This is a genomic window from Lacrimispora sp. (genome assembly GCF_031982545.1).
In the GTDB taxonomy this organism is placed as follows: Bacteria; Bacillota; Clostridia; order Lachnospirales; family Lachnospiraceae; genus Lacrimispora.
Genome location: NZ_DALYXB010000001.1, coordinates 303,385 through 321,088 on the forward strand (window position 1 = coordinate 303,385; position 17,704 = coordinate 321,088).

The window sequence follows — 17,704 nt, forward strand, 5'->3', positions numbered from 1 at the left end:
CTTAGCTGATTACTTTTAATAGTTCCTCCGGATTATCATCCGGAACTGTCTGGTAATTACATTTGATGCCTGTTTCCACCACCTTCTTTAAATCCATAATCTCATTGTCATATGCATATAAATTCTTCCGGTAGGTTTTCCTTTGCTCTCCGTCCGCTTTCGGTGCAATCCTTCCGTAATTTCCTACATTTACAAGAGGAATATTCGGAACCTGTGTCACTACTTTCAGGAGTGCAGAGGGATTGCTTACAATTACAAGAATCTTATGATCTGCTGCCTTGGGATTCTTTAACAGTTCAATGGCTGCATCCACATCCTTAATTGCCGTTTTTGCTGTGGGCGGGGCCGCCATCATTAAGGATTTTTGAATCAGGGGATTTGCTGCTGCCTCATCGTCAGCCACCACAATCCTGTCCACGCCCGTATGCTGGGACCATTTAATTGCTACCTGTCCATGAATCAGTCTTTCATCCAGTCTAATCATTACGATCATAATTTCACGCTCCTTTTAAAAAAAATCTTCCTCCTGGGAAATTGTCTCTTTTTCCAGATCTACAATACAAAGCATTTCTCTGCTCTGTGCTATCAATTCATTAAGTTCTTCTCTTGTAATACACTCTCTGCCAGCCAGCCCGATCATCAGCGCCAGGTTTGCACCGGCAATTAACGTGGTATCCGGCCGGTCAAGGAACAGGCTCATGGCCTGGTTCACACTGCTTCCGTAAAGATCAGAGATAAGCAAAACCTGTTCTCCTCCATTAACCGTTTCAAAAAACTTCTCCAGCTGCTCCTGAACGGAACGTTCATCCACATATGCGTCAAAAACAGTAATGTTGTCACATCTGCCATACAATATCTCCATGGAACTTTTTAAACCGCTTGCCAGATGACCATGTGACGATACGAATAGTTTCATCTTCTCTCTCCTCCTTTGATAACTTTATTATAATACTTAAACTTCCTTTTTTCTATGCTCACATTTGTACTTAATAAGTGAAAAGCACTAATTCACGATTGGAATTAGTGCAATTTTCAGCATGGATTTGTTATTCATATTTGATGCATTTTTCAATCATCTCAAACAATACAGGCCTTCCCCGTTCAGAAAAGGCTTTCATATTAGAATTCTCAGAAAACAGCTTTCTAAAACTGTTCTCATACGCCTTCACTCTCTTCCAGTCACCCTTCCAGTCTGCAGAAAGGAACAACAGATACTCCACTTCTTTTCCTCTCCAGGTACCGGATTCAGCCAGACAGTACAGTTCCATACACTCTTTTTCACAAAGGGAGACGGGAAGATAAAGCATCACAGATTTCGCCGATAAATACCCGGTATCGTAAAGGCTTGCTTTTTCTAAATATTCCTGAATCCTCTCCCTTTCCAAAGCAGTTTTCCCATGACGGAATGCAAGAAACTGAAGGAATTGCAATTCATCGGTATAACGGTAATTTTTGTTGATTTCGATTTGAATGGAAGGCGGAATCAGTGCTTCTGTCTGGTATGCCCTGATTAACTGCCGGTTAAAGAGCAGATCCATTTCCTTTTCGCTGCTTAAGGTATGAATGACACAGCAGGGAAGATCATAGTGATAGGCGATCTCGCTGGTATCCGTTAATACAGCATCATACTCCTCCTGATTCATTCCACGGATCTCATAGAGTTCTGCGATTGTAAAGGACTCCACCAGATGTTGGTATCTTTTTACGATTCTTTTTTGAATAATTTCATTCAGGCCTAATCCATTGGAATTGACTAAAAGCAGTCTCTGGGGTCTGATGTCATATTCGGTGAGAGATGCCATTTTAAATAGCAGGGAAGCCATCTGAGAATAAAATGACACCGAAATGGTAACATTCAGACGATCCTGCAAAAAACCTGCCGCTGTACAGGCCAGTGCGGCTGATACAGGGCTGTTAAACGCCTGATTTTCGTAATCATACCAGAAACGGTACTGCCCTTCCAGACCAAAATGGATGTTGATGAAAAGGGAGATCAAAAGGCTTAACAGTTCTTTTTCTGCCCAGGGAAAACGAAGAAGATCAATTCCGCAGGTATGTTTCATATATTCCTCAAGTTCTTTCATCATATTCCGGGCATCTTCATAAAAAAGAGCGTATTCCTCCCGGGGCTGCTCTACATTCCACATATCCCTGCAGGACATCAGATATACTGCCAGAAATACCGTCTCTTCTTCCGGTAAATCAAAACCTGGAAAGCTGCTTTTTAATTTGTTGTAAATCTCACTGGCTACTGCAAACTCGTCTGATCCTTTCACTTCTTCTTTCCAGACATCCGGCAGCTTTAAACGGTAACCCGCATTGCAGCGATTCCTGACAATAATAAAATAAATGGCGAGGCGCTGGGTATTGGTGTCTGTCACTTTGATCCGGGATTCTCTTAACACTTTAAGAAAAACGTGCCGGATATCCTGCCGTTCCTCGTATCCGCATTCCGTCCACTTGGCATACTCCATTCCGGCATTGTCTAACAAAACCTTATGAAAATGGACAGCGAACAACTCTGTCATGGCAATCCGCATGTGATATTCTGTACCAAAGGCACGTATCCCAAGGCCAGGCTTGCTTTCCGTCTCAAGGTGATAGCTTTTCAAAAAATTCATTACATGATTGACCGCTTCTCTTATGGCACTTCTTGATAAATAAAGCTCATCTGCAATGTCCTCAAGCTTTGCAAAGCGGGAGGAAGAAACCAGCTTTCTTGCAATATAAAGAAATCTTGCATTGTCATCGGAACCGAAGTTATTGGTCAGACTGGACTGAAGCGAGAGAGGTTCAAAATACCGGTCAAACAATTCCCGGTCTTTCACCAGGATGGAATATCCCTCATTGCGCTTGGCAAAAAGTTCTGCTCCATACTTTGGCAAAATGGATTTTACTTCTATCATCTCATACTTTACAGTGCGGGCACTGACAGACAGTCTTTTGGCCAGTTCATCCGTGGTTAGCGGACCTTCACTGACTGCCAGCTGGTAGATGATGCTTTCCTGTCTCCGTTTCATTTCGTCACCTCCTGTATCAATCCATTATATCAAAAATAATCCATTGCAGCATGTATTTTTAAACACAAAAAAAGAATGGAATAAAACAACTGATCCCAGTTATTTTACCCCACTCCGCTTTTTATACCAGCCGGTACAGATCTTTTTCTTCTTTCTCCATACGCTGCTCGATGGACTGTATGATTCCTCTTGATTCGTTTAAAAATCCATCTCTGTCAGAGAGTATTTTTATTTTTGTATTAAAGCTGTTTTTGAAATCTGTGAAAACAGCCAGAAGATTTCCCATCTCATTTTGGTATTCACGGGCTTTTCTTACCAGATTTTCATCACTTCCCCGGAAAAAGGAAGGATATAAATATTGATCTTCGGAAGTCAGATGAATATTTAACTTACCGGCAAGGCCGCTGACGTGAAATGCCAGCTCTGTGGCATTCTGCTCCAGATCCTGCTTTGCCAGAAGTTTTTTCAGTTCTGCCAGCTCTTCTCTGATTCTGTCATGCTGCTCTAAATAATGCTTTAATTCCATGGGTAACATTCCCCTCTTTTGTATGATAGAAGCCGGGTACTATTATGCCAGCTTGCTGCGAAGCCAGTTCTCGTAGTGGTCTTGTACTCCGTCTTTTCTTGCCTGAATTTCAAAGTTCTCTGTCTCTGTATCCACATCATTCATTTTATCTGCGGGAAGAGCGCGGGCAGCAAAGGCATAGGCAGCCTGATCTTCTTTGTCTATATGACGCTGTAACAATGCACCGTACCCTACAGCATTGGAAATGATATCCAGCTTATGGTCTGTGACGGGATTTTTTTCATATTCTTCGATTGCGGCTTCCAGCTGAGTAAGATGCAGTCTTCCCAGATCGTGTTCCACCAGCATTCCGTTACGGATCAGCTTATCGGCAACAGGCCCCATATTCTCCATCATAATGCGGAACAGGATTTTTTCTTCCTTTCCATGATGATGCTTATCTGCATAATTTCTGCCAAAGTCAATGCATTCTCTAAGCAGAGCTCCGTCTACTTCTCCGCCCTCAACGATACCAGCACAGATCTTTCTTAAAAAACCGTTGAAAGCCAGAATATTTTCATGTTCCTTCATTAAAATATCGATTCCATTCATTAGCGGCTCCTTAATTCATACTCCTGATTTCCAGTATGATCAAATTGTACACTTGAACCTTCAAACATTCCCTGGATCAGGGCTTCTCTCAGTTCATAGTAGTTGATTACATCTCCGTGGATCATATCCCAGTATGGCTGGTGTATTTCCACTGCCTGGCGATAAGCCAGAAGATCCGGTTCTTCCTTTACAAGCTGATTCACTCTGTCACATGGCATACCGTTTAATAACGTATTTTCCAGATGATCATAGGCCTGTTTTACAGATAAATTCCCACTTGCGCTGTGGCTCTTTCCGAATTCCTTAACTGCCTGTTTCATTTCATCAAGACGTGTGGAATCTTCTTCTAAAATAGTTGTAACAGCATAAGCAAGGCGGTTTTCTACCAGGCTTACCCGCTCCTGAAGCCATCCGTGAATGTTATCGGTATTGATGTTATCCTCTAAATTACCTGTTTCCAGAGTTCCGTATCTGGAAGCCAGCTTCTCGTTTAATCCCTTTGTCCAGCCCTTTTCTTCTGCGTAAGCGGCAATAGCATCTGTCATTGCATTCTGAAGCAGGATTTTATTATATAACCAGGTGTGAATCGGTCCTAAAAATGCACTCATTTCATTCCTCTTTTCTCTATTTGTTTAATTGTTCCAATACTTCGTCCGCATCAAGTCCGTGAACCATGCAGGCATCCTCTAAGGATTCCATCTGAGAAGACGGGCAGCCAAGGCAGTGCATTCCGCAGCCCATTAAAATTTCTGCTGCTTCCGGTTTGCTTCTTAAAATTTCTCCAATATACATTTCTTTCGTTATCATTATTTCTTCCTCCTGTTAATTGAATGTTGTTAATTTCTCGGTTATTTTTCTTAAATCTTCCTCTGGCATGGGAATCAGGGGAATTTTATGATCTTCTCCCAGGATTGCCAGTATATTAGGTGTAATTAGCTTCTTCATGGATTCATAATCCGGTATTATAATAAAGGGACTTTCAGGGCTTATATCTGCTTCTTTACAGAGCAGATTCATCTCTGCCGCTTCTTCTGCAACCGGAAGAAGATCTTCCATTGTTAAGTCATAGCTTATGATAGACAAAGCTTTGTAAAAGAATTCATTTATTTTTTCGTTTTGATCTCCCTTTACCAAGGCAGGAAGAGCATAAACTGCAATTCCCTTGACAGAGGATAAAATCAGGTACTTTAAAAAACGAATGTCTTCATCAGCTGCCCAGATGTTTTTTATGTCATAATCAGAAGTATTACCGCAGACACTTTTACAAACGGCACAGCCGGGTGCGATCCTGTCTTTTTCTCTTCTGACCCTTAAAAGCATGTCTGACAGGGCCTGATCATCAAAGCCTGCATCGGCAATTGTTGTGATGAAACCTTCCATCAGAAGTCTGGTTACGGCTGTCTGGCGGATATTCATCTTACACGCTTTTGCCAGACCGATGAGCGATCCAGTCAGCTCATTTAATAAACCGGACATTTGATTTTCCATTTCTTTGTACTGCCTTTCTTTAAAATATTACTACCAAAGACATCTTAAAACTTTCCTGCCCGTATACAGCATGAGGCTTTTTCGCCGGCATGACCAGGGTTTCCCCTTCGTTTAAAATAAACTCTGCTCCGTCTACCGTGAATTTTCCTGTTCCTTCCAAGACTGTAACCATGGCATCTCCATTGGATTCATGGGTACTGATCTCTTCTCCTTTATCAAAGGCAAACAGTGTGACGCTGACTGACTGATTCTGTACCAGAGTCTTACTTACGATCTGGCCCTTTTGAATCTCAACTAAATCTGCTAACTTTATAATTTCTTCCTGTGCTATATTTTTTAAGAGTTTCTCTGTCATTTGTCTCCCTCCTTATTTTGTTCTTGTCTTTCTAAAGTGATTATAATATAATATTATCATCATTTCTGTTGTTTTAACAACATTTTAAAAATATTATTTAAAAATGGAAAAATGGATATATGGAAAGTACCATTAACATACTTAGGAGGGGCAATCATATGGAAGAATTTCTACCTGTTTTAAAAAAATCAAGCTTGTTTTCTGGTGTCTCGTCTGATGAAATCAGAGGCATGTTAAAATGCTTATCTGCACGAATGAAGTGTTATAAAAAAGATGAATTTATTATAAGAAGCGGTGATTACATTCATTCCGTGGGAATGGTTCTTTCCGGAACCGCCCTTATTATACAGGAAGATTTCTGGGGAAAGAGAAGTATCATCTCAGAAGTGATGCCTGGAACGCTGTTTGCAGAAACCTATGCCTGCATCTCATCCGTTCCCATAGAAATGAGCGTAGTTGCAGATTCTGACTGCGAGATTATGTTCCTGGATTTTAATAAGATTTTAACTGTATGCACCTCTGCCTGTGGCTTTCACACCCGGCTGATCCAGAACTTTCTATCGGCAATTGCCGGCAGAAACCTGGTTCTGACGAAAAAGATGCAGCACATGTCAAAAAAGACAATCAGGGAAAAATTGCTCTCCTACCTCTCCACAGAGTCTTTAAAGAGCAATTCTTCCACATTTGATATTCCATTTAACAGACAGCAGCTGGCTGATTATCTTTCCGTAGACCGGAGTGCCCTGTCCAATGAACTGAGTAAACTCCAGGCAGAAGAAATACTCAATTTTAATAAGAATCGGTTTACTTTAAAAGAACAGGGACCGGAAGGATATTTATAAACTATGATCCTGACTTAGGAATCGAGACTGTAAAACAGCTTCCCGATTCCTCTTTACTTTCTGCCACTATGGTACCGCCATGGGCTTCCACAATGGATTTTACGATGGTCAGACCGATTCCGGCACCTCCGGTTTTCCGGTTTCTGGATTGATCCGTCCGGTAAAAGCGTTCAAAGATAAGAGGAAGCTCTTCTTTCCTGATTCCGATTCCCGTATCCTCTATGATTACGACTCCGTTCTCCTTTGTTTCAGATACGCTGATTCGGATACTGCCGCCTTCCGGCGTGTATTTGGCGGCGTTGGAAAGTAAGTTGGAAAATACCTGTCCCATTCGGTTTTTATCACCATCCACAAAAACCGGTTCTCCTTTTATACTGAGAGCCAGCTTCTTCTTGTTGATTTCTCCCGTCATATTCTCTGCTGCCTGACAGACTGCCGAATATAAATCCATGGAACCTTTCTTCAGGCAAAAGCCATCCCCTTCGATCCTTGCCAGCTGTTCTAAATCAGCTACCAGAGTTCCAAGCCGTTTTACCTCTTCATGACAGCTTTTTAAGCGTTCCGGTGTCGCATCCCACAACCCCTCTGTCATCGCTTCCAGATGAGAACCAAGAGCAGTCAGAGGAGTCCGCAGTTCATGAGCAACATCGGCAGTCAGCCGTTTGCGCAGCCGCTCCTGCTCACTTAATGCTCCGGATAAATGGTTGATCGCTATGCCCAGATCGTCAAGCTCTTTTATCCTGGTACCTGGTTCAAATTTAAGTTCGTAATTTCCCATGGAGATCTGCTTGGCAATATAGGCAGTTTTGGTGACTGGGCGGGATATCCTGCTTCCTAATACACAGCCAACCACAACAGAACAGATACTGGATAAAACTCCAATGACAAGCAAAACGATGTTCATCACACGGATGAAATTAAAATCGGCTTCATTCATGAAAAACGGTCCGTAATATTTAATGGAAACGGAACCTGTCTTTTTCCCGTTTTGTGTCAACTCATAGGTGTGATCGACAAAACCGCCTTTCGCCCCCCGTTCTTTCATGCGTGCGGAAATATCATTCATGATCTGGCCGCAAAGCCTCATGTCATGATTCTCTGCATCCCACACCATATTCCCATCTGCATCGTATAGCTTTATGATATATCCGTCATATAAGGAATTCATACCGATTGCATGAACGTAATCCAGTTTCCAGCTTCTTTTGAACTCATCATACTGGCTTTCCAGTTCATCTACAATATTGTCCCGCCGTTCCTGGCCGGTTTTGGCAATGTATTTTTCAAATTCCCGGTTAATGAGCAGGTTGGAGGCAAGTCCGATCAGTGCAATGGTAATGAGCAGGGTTAAAAGTATGGTCAGGGAAAGCTGTTTTCTCAGGGTTTTCATATGCATCAGCCTCCAAACTTATAGCCCAGCCCGGGAATCGTTAAGACATAGTCAGGATTTTTCGGATCATCCTCTATTTTCTTTCTGATATTTTTAATGTGGCTGTCAATGGCTCTGTCATAACCGGCAAAGTCTCTGCCAAGAGCAGTATCAATCAGTTCCTCCCTGGTAAATACCTTACCGGGATATTTAATGAGGGCAGATAATATCTTCAGTTCGCTTGGTGTGAGTGTCAATCCTGATCCTTTTTTTCTTACCTCATTTTTCTCAAAATCAACTACCAGATCTCCGTCTCTCCAGGAGTTTCGTTTCACAAGGGGTAACAGATCACCTTCTGTGCGTCTTAATACCGCCTCCACTCTGGCATACAGTTCCTTTAAACCAAAGGGTTTCATGATATAGTCGTCGGCTCCCAGCTCCAGCCCGCTTACCACATCCTCTTCCTCCACTCTGGCAGTCAGCATAATGACTGGAATCCGTGATTTTTTACGGATGGCGGAGCAGACCTCTTCTCCTGAGATATCAGGCAGCATTAAATCCAGTATGACAAGGGAGAGATTCTCCGTATCAAATATTTCCAGTGCCTTCTTCCCAGTTTCGGCAGGGAATGTCTTAAATCCTTTGCTTTCCAAGAGCATGCATACTACTTCCAGAATTTTAGGTTCATCATCTACTACCAGCACGTGCCTGCAGTTATTGTTCATTTCCTGTCACCTCAATTTTAAAAACTTTACGTATGAAAAGAGGGAACCGGTCATATTCCGGTTCCCGTCTTTCTTTATTCTACTACATCATATCCCTGGTCTTCAATCTCAGCTTTGATTTTTTCTACCGATGCTTCATCGGGATTGTGATCCACAGTCACGGTTTTTGCAGCTAAATCAACCGCTACTCCCGATACACCGGATAACCCGCTTACTGCTCCGGTTATTGCCTTTACACAATGCTCACATGCCATTCCATCTACATTTATTACTGTCTTTGCCATTTCAATTTCCTCCATGATTATAATTTATTGTATATTAAAAGGCTTTAAAAACTTATTGACCTGCATTTTCTTTCCGTTTTCCATTACCGGAACCGGTGCGTAGAGCCAGCCTTCCACTTTTTCAGGGTCAACGCCAGCCGCGATCAACGGTTCTGGCGACAGAACAAACACAATGTCCTTATCCTGTGCCTGTTTTGTTGCAGCACTGATCTCTAAGTCTTTTGCCCATTCAAACATATTTCCACCGCCCAGCTTTACTCCAAAATGATCCATATCCGTATGGTAATTAATCAGGCTGCGGCCATTTTTCACCAGTCCCTCATAAGAGGAAAGGGCGGATTCTTCTGTACCAGTGAAGCTTCCATCATTCAGCTTCACGCCTACGGTTATAACATTGTCGTTTATCTCGTAATCCTTTGGAAGCTTTCCGGTATCCAGGCCTGCCTGGATAAATGGTGCTGCATCTGCCTGAAGTTTTACGTCAAAACGGGAGCTTTCATCCGTTTCTCCGTTCCAGATAAAGCGGGCTCCCCCGTCGGTCGCAGTCAGGGAAAAGCCTTTGCCCCCATCTTCCTTACTCACCTGATCAGGAATGGCATTTAATACCATATCAAAGGACTGTACCGACCTTTTACCAACTACATCAAGGGTACCTCCGGCACTTTCTACCGTCAGAAATATAATTGCTGCAATCACCAGTACACCAGCGGCAATTGCGGTTAACACTTTCTTGTTCTTTAACATGGTTCTGTCACCTCTTTCCTGTGTCTGGCTTAAACCTCTTTAACCGCAGCGCATTGGTCAGCACCGATACAGAGCTAAGGCTCATGGCAGCTGCTGCAAACATGGGGTTTAAAAGAGGGCCGTTAAATAGTAAATGTAACATACCTGCTGCAATGGGAATTCCGATTACATTATAACCAAATGCCCAGAAAAGGTTTTGTTTAATATTACGAATGGTGTGCTTGCTTAAATCAATTGCTGCCGGCACATCCATCAGGTCAGACCGCATTAATACGATATCTGCTGATTCCATGGCAACATCCGTACCGGAACCGATGGCGATTCCGATATCTGCCTGAGCCAGCGCAGGTGCATCGTTGATTCCGTCTCCCACCATGGCTACTTTCCGGTTCTCTGACTGAAGCTTTTTCACTTCATTGGATTTATCCTGGGGTAGAACCTCAGCAAGAACCCGGTCAATTCCTACCTGCTTGGCAATGGCTGCAGCCGTCTTTTTATTATCTCCGGTAATCATGGCAACTTGGATTCCCATCTTATGAAGCCGTTCTATCGCTGCACGGCTGGATTCCTTCACAACATCGGCAACCGCTACAATTCCCGCCAGTTCCCCATTGATTGCTACATACATAGGAGTTTTGCCTTCTTCTGCCAGCTTATCTGAAATCTCTTCCATACCTGCAAGGGAGATGTTTTGTTCATCCATCAGTTTTCTGTTTCCAGCAAGAATATCTTCTCCCTCCAGACGGGCCCTGATTCCCCGTCCGGTCAGCGAATCAAACTCCTCCGCTTCCAAAAGGGTAAGTCCTGATTCCTTTGCCCCAAGGACAATTGCCTGACCAAGAGGATGCTCAGAACCTCTCTCCGCCGATGCGGTAAGCTGTAAGAGACGGTCTTTTGAAACACTGCCTGCCGGAAGTACATCTGTCACTTTTGGTTTACCTTCTGTAATGGTTCCTGTCTTATCAAATACAATGGTATTTATTTTGTGAGCGGTCTCCAAAGCTTCTCCGCCCTTAATTAAGATTCCGTTCTCCGCTCCTTTTCCCGTACCTACCATGATGGCAGTGGGTGTAGCAAGACCCAGTGCACAGGGACATGCGATTACCAGTACGGAAATAAAGATGGTGAGTGCAAATTTTAAATCTCCTCCTGTACCGATGTACCAGCCAACTCCTGCAAGCAGGGCAATGACACAGACAACTGGTACAAAGTATCCGGAAACGATGTCTGCCATCTGGGCAATGGGTGCTTTTGACCCCTGGGCATCTTCTACCAGTTTGATGATCTGGGCAAGCGCTGTATCACTTCCAATTTTTTCAGCCTTAAACTGGATCACACCTGTGGTATTTAAGGAAGCGGCGTAAACCGGATCTCCTTCTTTTTTGTCCACCGGCATACTTTCTCCGGTGAGCATGGATTCATCTATGGAAGTGTGTCCGCCTGTAACAGTTCCGTCTACCGGAATCTTATCACCTGGCTTTACCAGAATCACATCGCCGATTTCCACTTCGTCAATGGGGATTTCCTTTTCCTGCCCATTTTCCAGAATTACGGCCGTTTTTGGTGCGAGACCCATAAGCTTTTTAATGGCTTCACTGGTTCTTCCTTTGGATACCGCCTCTAAGGATTTGCCCAGTAAAATCAGGGTAATAATTACACCTGCTGATTCAAAATAAAGGGCATCTACTGCCATAAAATGTCCGGCAGCGATCTGAAATGTATTATAAATGCTGTATAAAACAGCTGCTGTTGTTCCGATTGCAATGAGTGAATCCATATTGGGACTTCTCTGAAAAAGTGCCTTAAACCCAATGGTATAAAATTTATATCCAACCCCAATGACAGGGGCTGTTAAAATAAGTTCCGTCAGAGCATAGGCAAGGGGATAGTTCATTGGCTCAATGGCTGATGGAAATGGAAGGCGGATAAAGCTGATCATGGGTGCCATCGCAATATATAGTAATGGAAGGGAGAATACTGCTGAAGTAATAAACTTCGTCCACAGTGTTTTGATCTCCTGCTGCTTTCTTAATCTGTCTTCGTCCGCAGCATCTGCTTTATTCACTTCCAGAGCCTGATATCCTGCCTTTTCAATGGCTGCCTTAATGGCGGATAACCTTACTTTCCGGGGATCATAGGCGATGGTTGCTTTTTCTGTTGCGAAATTTACTGAGGAGCTTTCCACACCCTCCAGCTTTCCCACGGCTTTTTCCACCCGTCTGGCACAGGCCGCACAGGTCATTCCGCCAATGGGAATGGTTACGTCTGAATATTCCGTTTTTTCTGCCGCTTCATATCCAATCTTAGAAACGGCGGCTTTAATATCAGATAAATCCAGGCTGCTGTCATATTCTACAAAAAGCTTTTCACTTGCAAGGTTCACAGATGCCTGACTGATTCCCGGAAGTTTCTTTACTGTTTTTTCAATTCTCTGGGCACAGGCCGCGCAGGTCATGCCTCTTATATCTAAAGTTTTATTTTCCATATATTTCACCTCTTTTAATTGGCTGACGCCTCTTGAAGTTTTTGAGTACTCATGATATTATTATGGCAGATATCGCAACTATTGCAAGTATGCACTTTTTAGTGATATAGTACCCAAAAAGATACTAAAGGAGGATTCACTATGCCCCCAATTGATTGTGCCGGCTACAACTGTCCGGTGGATGCAACCCTGGATATGATCGGAGGAAAATACAAAGCCCTGATTCTCTGGCATCTGATCGACCACACCTTACGATTTGGAGAACTGAGAAAACTGATTCCCCAGGCAACGCCCAAGATGCTGACCCAGCAGTTAAGAGAGCTGGAAGAGAATAATCTGATTATAAGGACCGTCTATCCAGTCGTCCCTCCAAAGGTGGAATACGCTCTTTCTGATCTTGGAATCAGCATACGCCCCATCCTTGAAGCCATGTATAAATGGGGAGCAGATTACTTAACCCAGAATGGTGTTACCGTAAACTGCTCCATGAAATGTCCTGATTAATTTAATATGTTTTTTTCCAGTTAGCGAATATCTGTTTGGATTCCTTCAAAAAGTCAGAAGAGATCGTGATTGATTCATCCGTCACGGTCTTATTCTGATCGAATATAGGCCATGGATTACAGCCTCCGGCTTCCACTTCCACCCGGCTCATAGGGAACCTGTTACCACAATTCTGGCACACCAGCTCATTTCCATCCTGTTTATAGTATCCCCGCCCGGAATCGTAACATACTTCACAGGTATTAAATGCAGTTCGTATGGTACCGTCAGGCGCTTTCACTGCCAAAACTTCCATCTTCGTTCCATCTGCTTCTACCGGATAAAAGGACACCTTTTCTGAGATATCTGAAACTGGAATTACAAGATCTGTGTCTGCCTGTGCACTTTTACTGTTGTTTTCCGATTTTAAAGCTGCCGTTTCCTGTGTTTTGGTTGCAGCATTGGAGCTGCATGCAGTAAGTACCAGCAATGACATTGCAGCCACCACCGCTGTTTTTAGTATTAATCTTCTATTTGCCTCCATCCTTATTCTCCTTTATTTTCATTTCTTCTCATAAAAAATAATCCTGCGATCAGAGCCGCTGCCGGCAGTATGCAGTGCCAGTGACTGTATAATAATCCCATAAATTAATCTCCTTTCCCATTCCTGTCAGAACCTGATTATCCATAGCATGATTATCCGCAGCATGATCCTCCGGACCCCTGAAACGTGTCCTCAGGCCATATCATAGTCTGAAATTTACTCACCTCATCCTTTACTGCGTTTAGATCCACGTTCTCCAAATCATCTACCACCTTTATATATCCATAAAAGGAATTGTCCCCGGTAGAGAAGTCAAAGCTTTTATCTGGTACAAAATAAAGGGTATTTTCTCCCTTTTCAAGATACAGTTCCGTAGCAAAATCCGGGATCAGAAGATTGGTCCCATAGTCCATATCCTGCCGGTTGTCAATGAATGTCCATTCTGTATCCACTCCGGCTTTTACCACTGCGACCGCAGGCTTAAATCCCTGACTGGTGAGTTCAAGAGTGATTTTCTGTACGGGCTTCCCATTCTCATCCGTGGATTCCTCAGCAACAACCACATCATCAACTGGTATGCTATAACCGGCCGGAACCGGTTTTTGAGGTGCATATTCTTTTAATACTCCCTGACTTTCTGATTGCTGTCCGCCATCTGTCTCTCCCTCTTTTGTAACATTAATAGAACCACGTATCATCCCCATCCAGCAGCTATATGGGATTTTTCCAGTTTTGTCCGGCGTAAATTCCACCACGTTTTCTCCTGTATGAAAGGAATATTCGATGCCGTATTCCCTTATAAGCATCCGGTTATTACAGCCGTTTATACTTCCTGCAGGCGCATCTATAATCCATTTTACAGGAATTCCTTCCTGGACTTTGATATTTGGATACCGTCCCGGACTTAAGGTGCTGTTAATCACCTGCACACCGTCTTCTATTTTTATCTGGCCTGAACTTTCCTGCTGATTTCCACTGATACCTTCCAGCCCAGGTAATATCGCAGATGGACTGATTCCTGCCAGACTGACTCCCTGTGTAAACATGGATAGTCCCAGTACCACCACTAAAACTGCACCGGCAGTCATGACTCTGTTTGAAAATTTCTTTGAAAGAACCGTTGATAAAGCTCCCAGAAAAAACATCAGGGGAACGGTACCAATACTGAACAGGAACATGGAAAGTGCACCGGAAAATGGATTTCCGGTTGACAGAGCATAGATCTGCATGGCCTGCAGTGGTCCACAGGGCATCAGTCCATTTAACAGGCCTACCAAAAACGGACTGCTGCTTTTTGATTTTTCTTTCTGAATTTTAACTGCAATAAACTTTGGCATTCTGGGATTTAGTCTGCGAAGCCAGGGAAAGATTCCCAGCATGTTGATGCCCATAATTACCATAAAGATTCCTGCTGCCAGCTTTAAAACACCCTGAAAGGTATTAGAAAAGGTTACGGCTGCTCCCAGACCTCCTGCCAGGAAACCCACGGCCGTATAAGAAATAACACGCCCAAGGTTATAAAGAAACGCAGGTCGAAAAGCTGCAAGCCGCCCCTGATTTAATTCTTCCTGTCCGCTTTTTGGAATACACTGAGAAAGGTTAATGCCGCCGCACATTGCCACACAATGAACGGAGGTAATAAGACCGATTATAAAGAGCATTCCGTATCCCATTGTTTTATCTGCCAGCTGACTGGGGACCAGGAGATTTAACAGACCGGATTGTTCTAAAAGCAGATACAGGGAAGCAATAATCAGTAAAAAGCCCACAGTCCTGGTTGTATCTTTTCTTTCCGGCCCCTGATCCGTTATCACTCGATACCCTAAATTTTCAATGATTCCAGTTATACTCTGATAGGAAATAATATCCGTATCAAAAGTGACCAGAGCCGTTTCCGTGTTATAGCTCACTTCGGCTTTTTCGATTCCAGCTGTGTTACGCAATTTTTTTTCAATTTTATTCTGGCAGTTGACACAGGTCATTCCGCCGATACGCAATTTTTTCGTTCTGATTGCATTTCCCATTACGCATCCTCCTTTTTCATTTCTGATAGAAGAATAACAGGAGCATATGTAGAAGTTGTGTAGATGGTTTTTGGACACAAAAAAAACACGTGTATTCCACTGGTTCAAGTGAGATACGCGTGCACAACATGCAGTGATTCATTATTTAGCCGGTTCCAGTCTGATATCCAGGCAGACTTCTCCTACTTCTGAATTGATTAAAATGTTGGTTCGAAATTCATAATCTTCTCCGCCGTCCTGGCTTTTTAATACAGGTGGAAGGATATCGCAGGTCAAATCTTTCTCCGCAAGCATGGTAAGTACATTTCCACTGATGATATTGGCTATTTCTGATATGGCAGAGGTTACAAATTCATCCACGGTATCAAACTCCATGCCGCTCATGATGGTTACAATGCCAAGAGATGTCTGATGAGGCAGACGATAGATAACCTCTCCTTTTAAATCTCCGATAAAACCGATGGAAACATCTAACTCTTCCTCATTCCCAAACCACTCTGCCGGCTGGTCAGAGATATTTGATATATCCAGCATTAGATGAAAAACATTGCGGGTCGCTTCTAAAAATGGAGTGTACAAATCAGTCATGCTTGTCCACCCCTTTCGAAATTGCATAGGCAGCAATCCGCTGATCTTCTGATGCCACGTGATTAATCAGCCATGCCATCAGCTTTCCTGCAAACTTCTGTATGAGCTGCTCATCGTATCCGCTGCTTTTATATTCCTCTGTTACAGCAATCACGTAATTTACCATATCAGCATGAACTTTCTTATGCTCTTCTTCGCCCGGATAACCGATTTCCTGCTGAAAGGCTTCTTCATCACGGAAATGCTCAACTACATATGTATTCATAAAATCCAGGGTTTCATTAACTTTTTCCACCTTGTCTTCCCATGAAGACGCCATACGCAGTACCTGCATGAAAGATTCAACTCTTTTAAATAATTCTTAAATTGCTGCTTCCAGTTTCATCAGTGACTGAATGAGTTCCTCACAGATATCTACAATATCTTTTCCGTCTGTTTCTATTACAATATCAGCCGCGCTCTGGTAGAGGCTGGCCCGTCTCTCCATCAGTCCCTTAATATACTCAACATTCATATTCCCATTTAATATGGGGCGCTCATCACTATCCTTCACTCTTTCCAGGATAGTCTCAGGACTGGCCGTTAAAAGCACGATTCTGCTGTTTTTCTTTAGGTTCTTCACATTCTCTTCTCTGATTACCGCACCGCCGCCGCAGGAAATAATCGTCTGCTGACAGTCCTTTAAACTAATGATAGCGTTGCTCTCACAGTTGCGAAAATACTCTTCTCCGTACTTTGCAAATATATCCTTAATCGGCATCTTCTGATCTTCCACGATTTTTGTGTCAACATCCACTTCGTTCATAGCCAGCATATCTTTTAAGTATTTGGACACTGTACTTTTGCCTGCTCCCATAAAACCAATGAGGGCGATATTATAATGAAACAGGCTCTTACTCTGCACACTCTTACTTTCTTCCACAATCTGACGGAAAATTCCAAGGAGTTCCTCTTTATAACCATGTTCACCTATCGCACGGATAAGAGTCTCCTGCTGAACCTCTTCCTGCTCCGGCTGAAAAATAGGAAGCCCGTATGCTTTCTTGTACTCTATGACCTCCTCGATGCAGGAAAGCCGATTCATTAAAAGTTCCAGAATCTGAAGGTCACATTGATTTAAATCGTTTCTAATTTCTTTCAGTTCTCTCATTTTGCTTCTCCCTAAAATATCCGTTAGTATAATTTTTTACATTATACATACAGCTATGGGTGATTGTAAAGCAATTCTTATGCCTTTTCTTTTATAAATTCAATATATTCCTCTCCCCATTCTCCTAGTGCCAGAAGAACTTTATCAAATTTATTGCCGATTTCACTTAAAAAGTATTCTACCTTTGGCGGAATCTGGGAATACTCTTTTCTGACAATCAGTCCCTCCTCTTCCAGGGATTTTAACTGTCTGGAAAGAGTTGTATGGGTAATCTCCTCCGGCATCATTCGCTTCAGTTCATTAAAACGCACCGGTCCATCCTTTAGTAAATAGAGAAGATATATGGACCATTTGCCGGAAAGGATCTTCTGAGAGGTAACGTAAGGACACAGTCCAAATAAATCTTTTTTATCCATATAGGTATCCTCCTTGATACTAGGTATCATAAAATATCGTAGTTTACAAAATTCTCATACTCGATATAAT

The 17,704-nt window shown here is 42.9% G+C and carries 22 protein-coding genes; 2 read left to right on the top strand and 20 right to left on the bottom strand.

Going from position 1 to position 17,704, the window contains the following annotated elements; translation table 11 throughout:
* Window position 1: 1 nt before the first annotated feature.
* The 9 genes from ABS301_RS01425 to ABS301_RS01465 form a co-directional block, all read right to left on the bottom strand.
* Window positions 2–493 (bottom strand): PTS sugar transporter subunit IIB, encoded by a 492-nt coding sequence (locus ABS301_RS01425; RefSeq protein WP_349670486.1) that lies wholly within the window; start codon window positions 491–493, stop codon window positions 2–4.
* A gap of 15 nt (window positions 494–508) precedes the next feature.
* A complete protein-coding gene (locus tag ABS301_RS01430; protein WP_349670487.1) occupies window positions 509–916 on the bottom strand; it encodes a PTS sugar transporter subunit IIA in 408 nt (135 codons plus the stop codon).
* Window positions 917–1,046: 130 nt separating this feature from the next.
* Window positions 1,047–3,020, bottom strand: a complete 1,974-nt coding sequence (locus ABS301_RS01435; RefSeq protein WP_349670488.1) for a BglG family transcription antiterminator — start codon at window positions 3,018–3,020, stop codon at window positions 1,047–1,049.
* A 121-nt stretch (window positions 3,021–3,141) separates the two neighbouring features.
* Entirely contained in the window at window positions 3,142–3,546 is a 405-nt protein-coding gene (locus ABS301_RS01440) for a hemerythrin domain-containing protein (RefSeq protein ID WP_349670489.1), read from the bottom strand.
* A 42-nt stretch (window positions 3,547–3,588) separates the two neighbouring features.
* A complete protein-coding gene (locus tag ABS301_RS01445) occupies window positions 3,589–4,137 on the bottom strand; it encodes a hemerythrin domain-containing protein (protein ID WP_349670490.1) in 549 nt (182 codons plus the stop codon).
* Entirely contained in the window at window positions 4,137–4,745 is a 609-nt protein-coding gene (locus ABS301_RS01450) for a hypothetical protein (RefSeq protein ID WP_349670491.1), read from the bottom strand. The genes ABS301_RS01445 and ABS301_RS01450 overlap by 1 nt, the downstream gene beginning before the upstream one ends.
* A 16-nt stretch (window positions 4,746–4,761) precedes the next feature.
* Window positions 4,762–4,944: a DUF1858 domain-containing protein gene (locus ABS301_RS01455; RefSeq protein WP_170823777.1), complete on the bottom strand. Its 183-nt coding sequence runs from the start codon at window positions 4,942–4,944 to the stop codon at window positions 4,762–4,764.
* A gap of 15 nt (window positions 4,945–4,959) precedes the next feature.
* Window positions 4,960–5,625 carry an anaerobic carbon-monoxide dehydrogenase catalytic subunit gene (locus ABS301_RS01460; RefSeq protein WP_349670492.1) on the bottom strand — a complete coding sequence of 222 codons (666 nt, stop codon included), beginning with the start codon at window positions 5,623–5,625 and terminating at the stop codon, window positions 4,960–4,962.
* A gap of 19 nt (window positions 5,626–5,644) precedes the next feature.
* The gene (locus ABS301_RS01465; protein ID WP_349670493.1) at window positions 5,645–5,980 is read right to left on the bottom strand and encodes a cupin domain-containing protein; all 336 of its coding nucleotides are present in this window, start codon (window positions 5,978–5,980) and stop codon (window positions 5,645–5,647) included.
* A gap of 158 nt (window positions 5,981–6,138) precedes the next feature.
* Between ABS301_RS01465 and ABS301_RS01470 the strand changes: the two genes are divergently transcribed.
* Window positions 6,139–6,822, top strand: a complete 684-nt coding sequence (locus ABS301_RS01470; RefSeq protein ID WP_349670494.1) for a Crp/Fnr family transcriptional regulator — start codon at window positions 6,139–6,141, stop codon at window positions 6,820–6,822.
* 1 nt (window position 6,823) lies between these two features.
* On the opposite strand, the gene ABS301_RS01475 is transcribed toward ABS301_RS01470, so the two are convergent.
* From ABS301_RS01475 to ABS301_RS01495, 5 genes are all read right to left on the bottom strand, one after another.
* A complete protein-coding gene (locus ABS301_RS01475; protein WP_349670495.1) occupies window positions 6,824–8,212 on the bottom strand; it encodes a HAMP domain-containing sensor histidine kinase in 1,389 nt (462 codons plus the stop codon).
* A 5-nt stretch (window positions 8,213–8,217) separates the two neighbouring features.
* Window positions 8,218–8,916, bottom strand: a complete 699-nt coding sequence (locus ABS301_RS01480; protein WP_349670496.1) for a response regulator transcription factor — start codon at window positions 8,914–8,916, stop codon at window positions 8,218–8,220.
* A 74-nt stretch (window positions 8,917–8,990) separates the two neighbouring features.
* A complete protein-coding gene (locus ABS301_RS01485) occupies window positions 8,991–9,200 on the bottom strand; it encodes a copper ion binding protein (protein ID WP_277408183.1) in 210 nt (69 codons plus the stop codon).
* A gap of 24 nt (window positions 9,201–9,224) precedes the next feature.
* Window positions 9,225–9,944, bottom strand: a complete 720-nt coding sequence (locus ABS301_RS01490; RefSeq protein ID WP_349670497.1) for a hypothetical protein — start codon at window positions 9,942–9,944, stop codon at window positions 9,225–9,227.
* A 7-nt stretch (window positions 9,945–9,951) separates the two neighbouring features.
* Entirely contained in the window at window positions 9,952–12,429 is a 2,478-nt protein-coding gene (locus tag ABS301_RS01495) for a heavy metal translocating P-type ATPase (RefSeq protein WP_349670498.1), read from the bottom strand.
* Between the two features lie 141 nt (window positions 12,430–12,570).
* Between ABS301_RS01495 and ABS301_RS01500 the strand changes: the two genes are divergently transcribed.
* On the top strand, window positions 12,571–12,933 hold the full coding sequence (locus tag ABS301_RS01500; RefSeq protein WP_502877924.1) for a winged helix-turn-helix transcriptional regulator: 363 nt from the start codon (window positions 12,571–12,573) through the stop codon (window positions 12,931–12,933).
* 1 nt (window position 12,934) lies between these two features.
* Here ABS301_RS01500 and ABS301_RS01505 read toward each other — a convergent pair whose 3' ends face one another.
* From ABS301_RS01505 to ABS301_RS01530, 6 genes are all read right to left on the bottom strand, one after another.
* Window positions 12,935–13,456: a Fe-S-containing protein gene (locus ABS301_RS01505; protein WP_349670499.1), complete on the bottom strand. Its 522-nt coding sequence runs from the start codon at window positions 13,454–13,456 to the stop codon at window positions 12,935–12,937.
* Window positions 13,457–13,608: 152 nt separating this feature from the next.
* Window positions 13,609–15,480: an urease accessory protein UreH domain-containing protein gene (locus tag ABS301_RS01510; protein WP_349670500.1), complete on the bottom strand. Its 1,872-nt coding sequence runs from the start codon at window positions 15,478–15,480 to the stop codon at window positions 13,609–13,611.
* Between the two features lie 141 nt (window positions 15,481–15,621).
* Window positions 15,622–16,068 (bottom strand): chemotaxis protein CheX, encoded by a 447-nt coding sequence (locus tag ABS301_RS01515; RefSeq protein ID WP_349670501.1) that lies wholly within the window; start codon window positions 16,066–16,068, stop codon window positions 15,622–15,624.
* Window positions 16,061–16,402 carry a bacteriohemerythrin gene (locus ABS301_RS01520; RefSeq protein ID WP_349670502.1) on the bottom strand — a complete coding sequence of 114 codons (342 nt, stop codon included), beginning with the start codon at window positions 16,400–16,402 and terminating at the stop codon, window positions 16,061–16,063. Before ABS301_RS01520 ends, ABS301_RS01515 begins: the two co-directional genes overlap by 8 nt.
* A gap of 27 nt (window positions 16,403–16,429) precedes the next feature.
* Window positions 16,430–17,218: a shikimate kinase gene (locus ABS301_RS01525; RefSeq protein ID WP_349670503.1), complete on the bottom strand. Its 789-nt coding sequence runs from the start codon at window positions 17,216–17,218 to the stop codon at window positions 16,430–16,432.
* A gap of 77 nt (window positions 17,219–17,295) precedes the next feature.
* The gene (locus ABS301_RS01530; protein ID WP_170823788.1) at window positions 17,296–17,634 is read right to left on the bottom strand and encodes a winged helix-turn-helix transcriptional regulator; all 339 of its coding nucleotides are present in this window, start codon (window positions 17,632–17,634) and stop codon (window positions 17,296–17,298) included.
* Window positions 17,635–17,704: the final 70 nt, after the last annotated feature.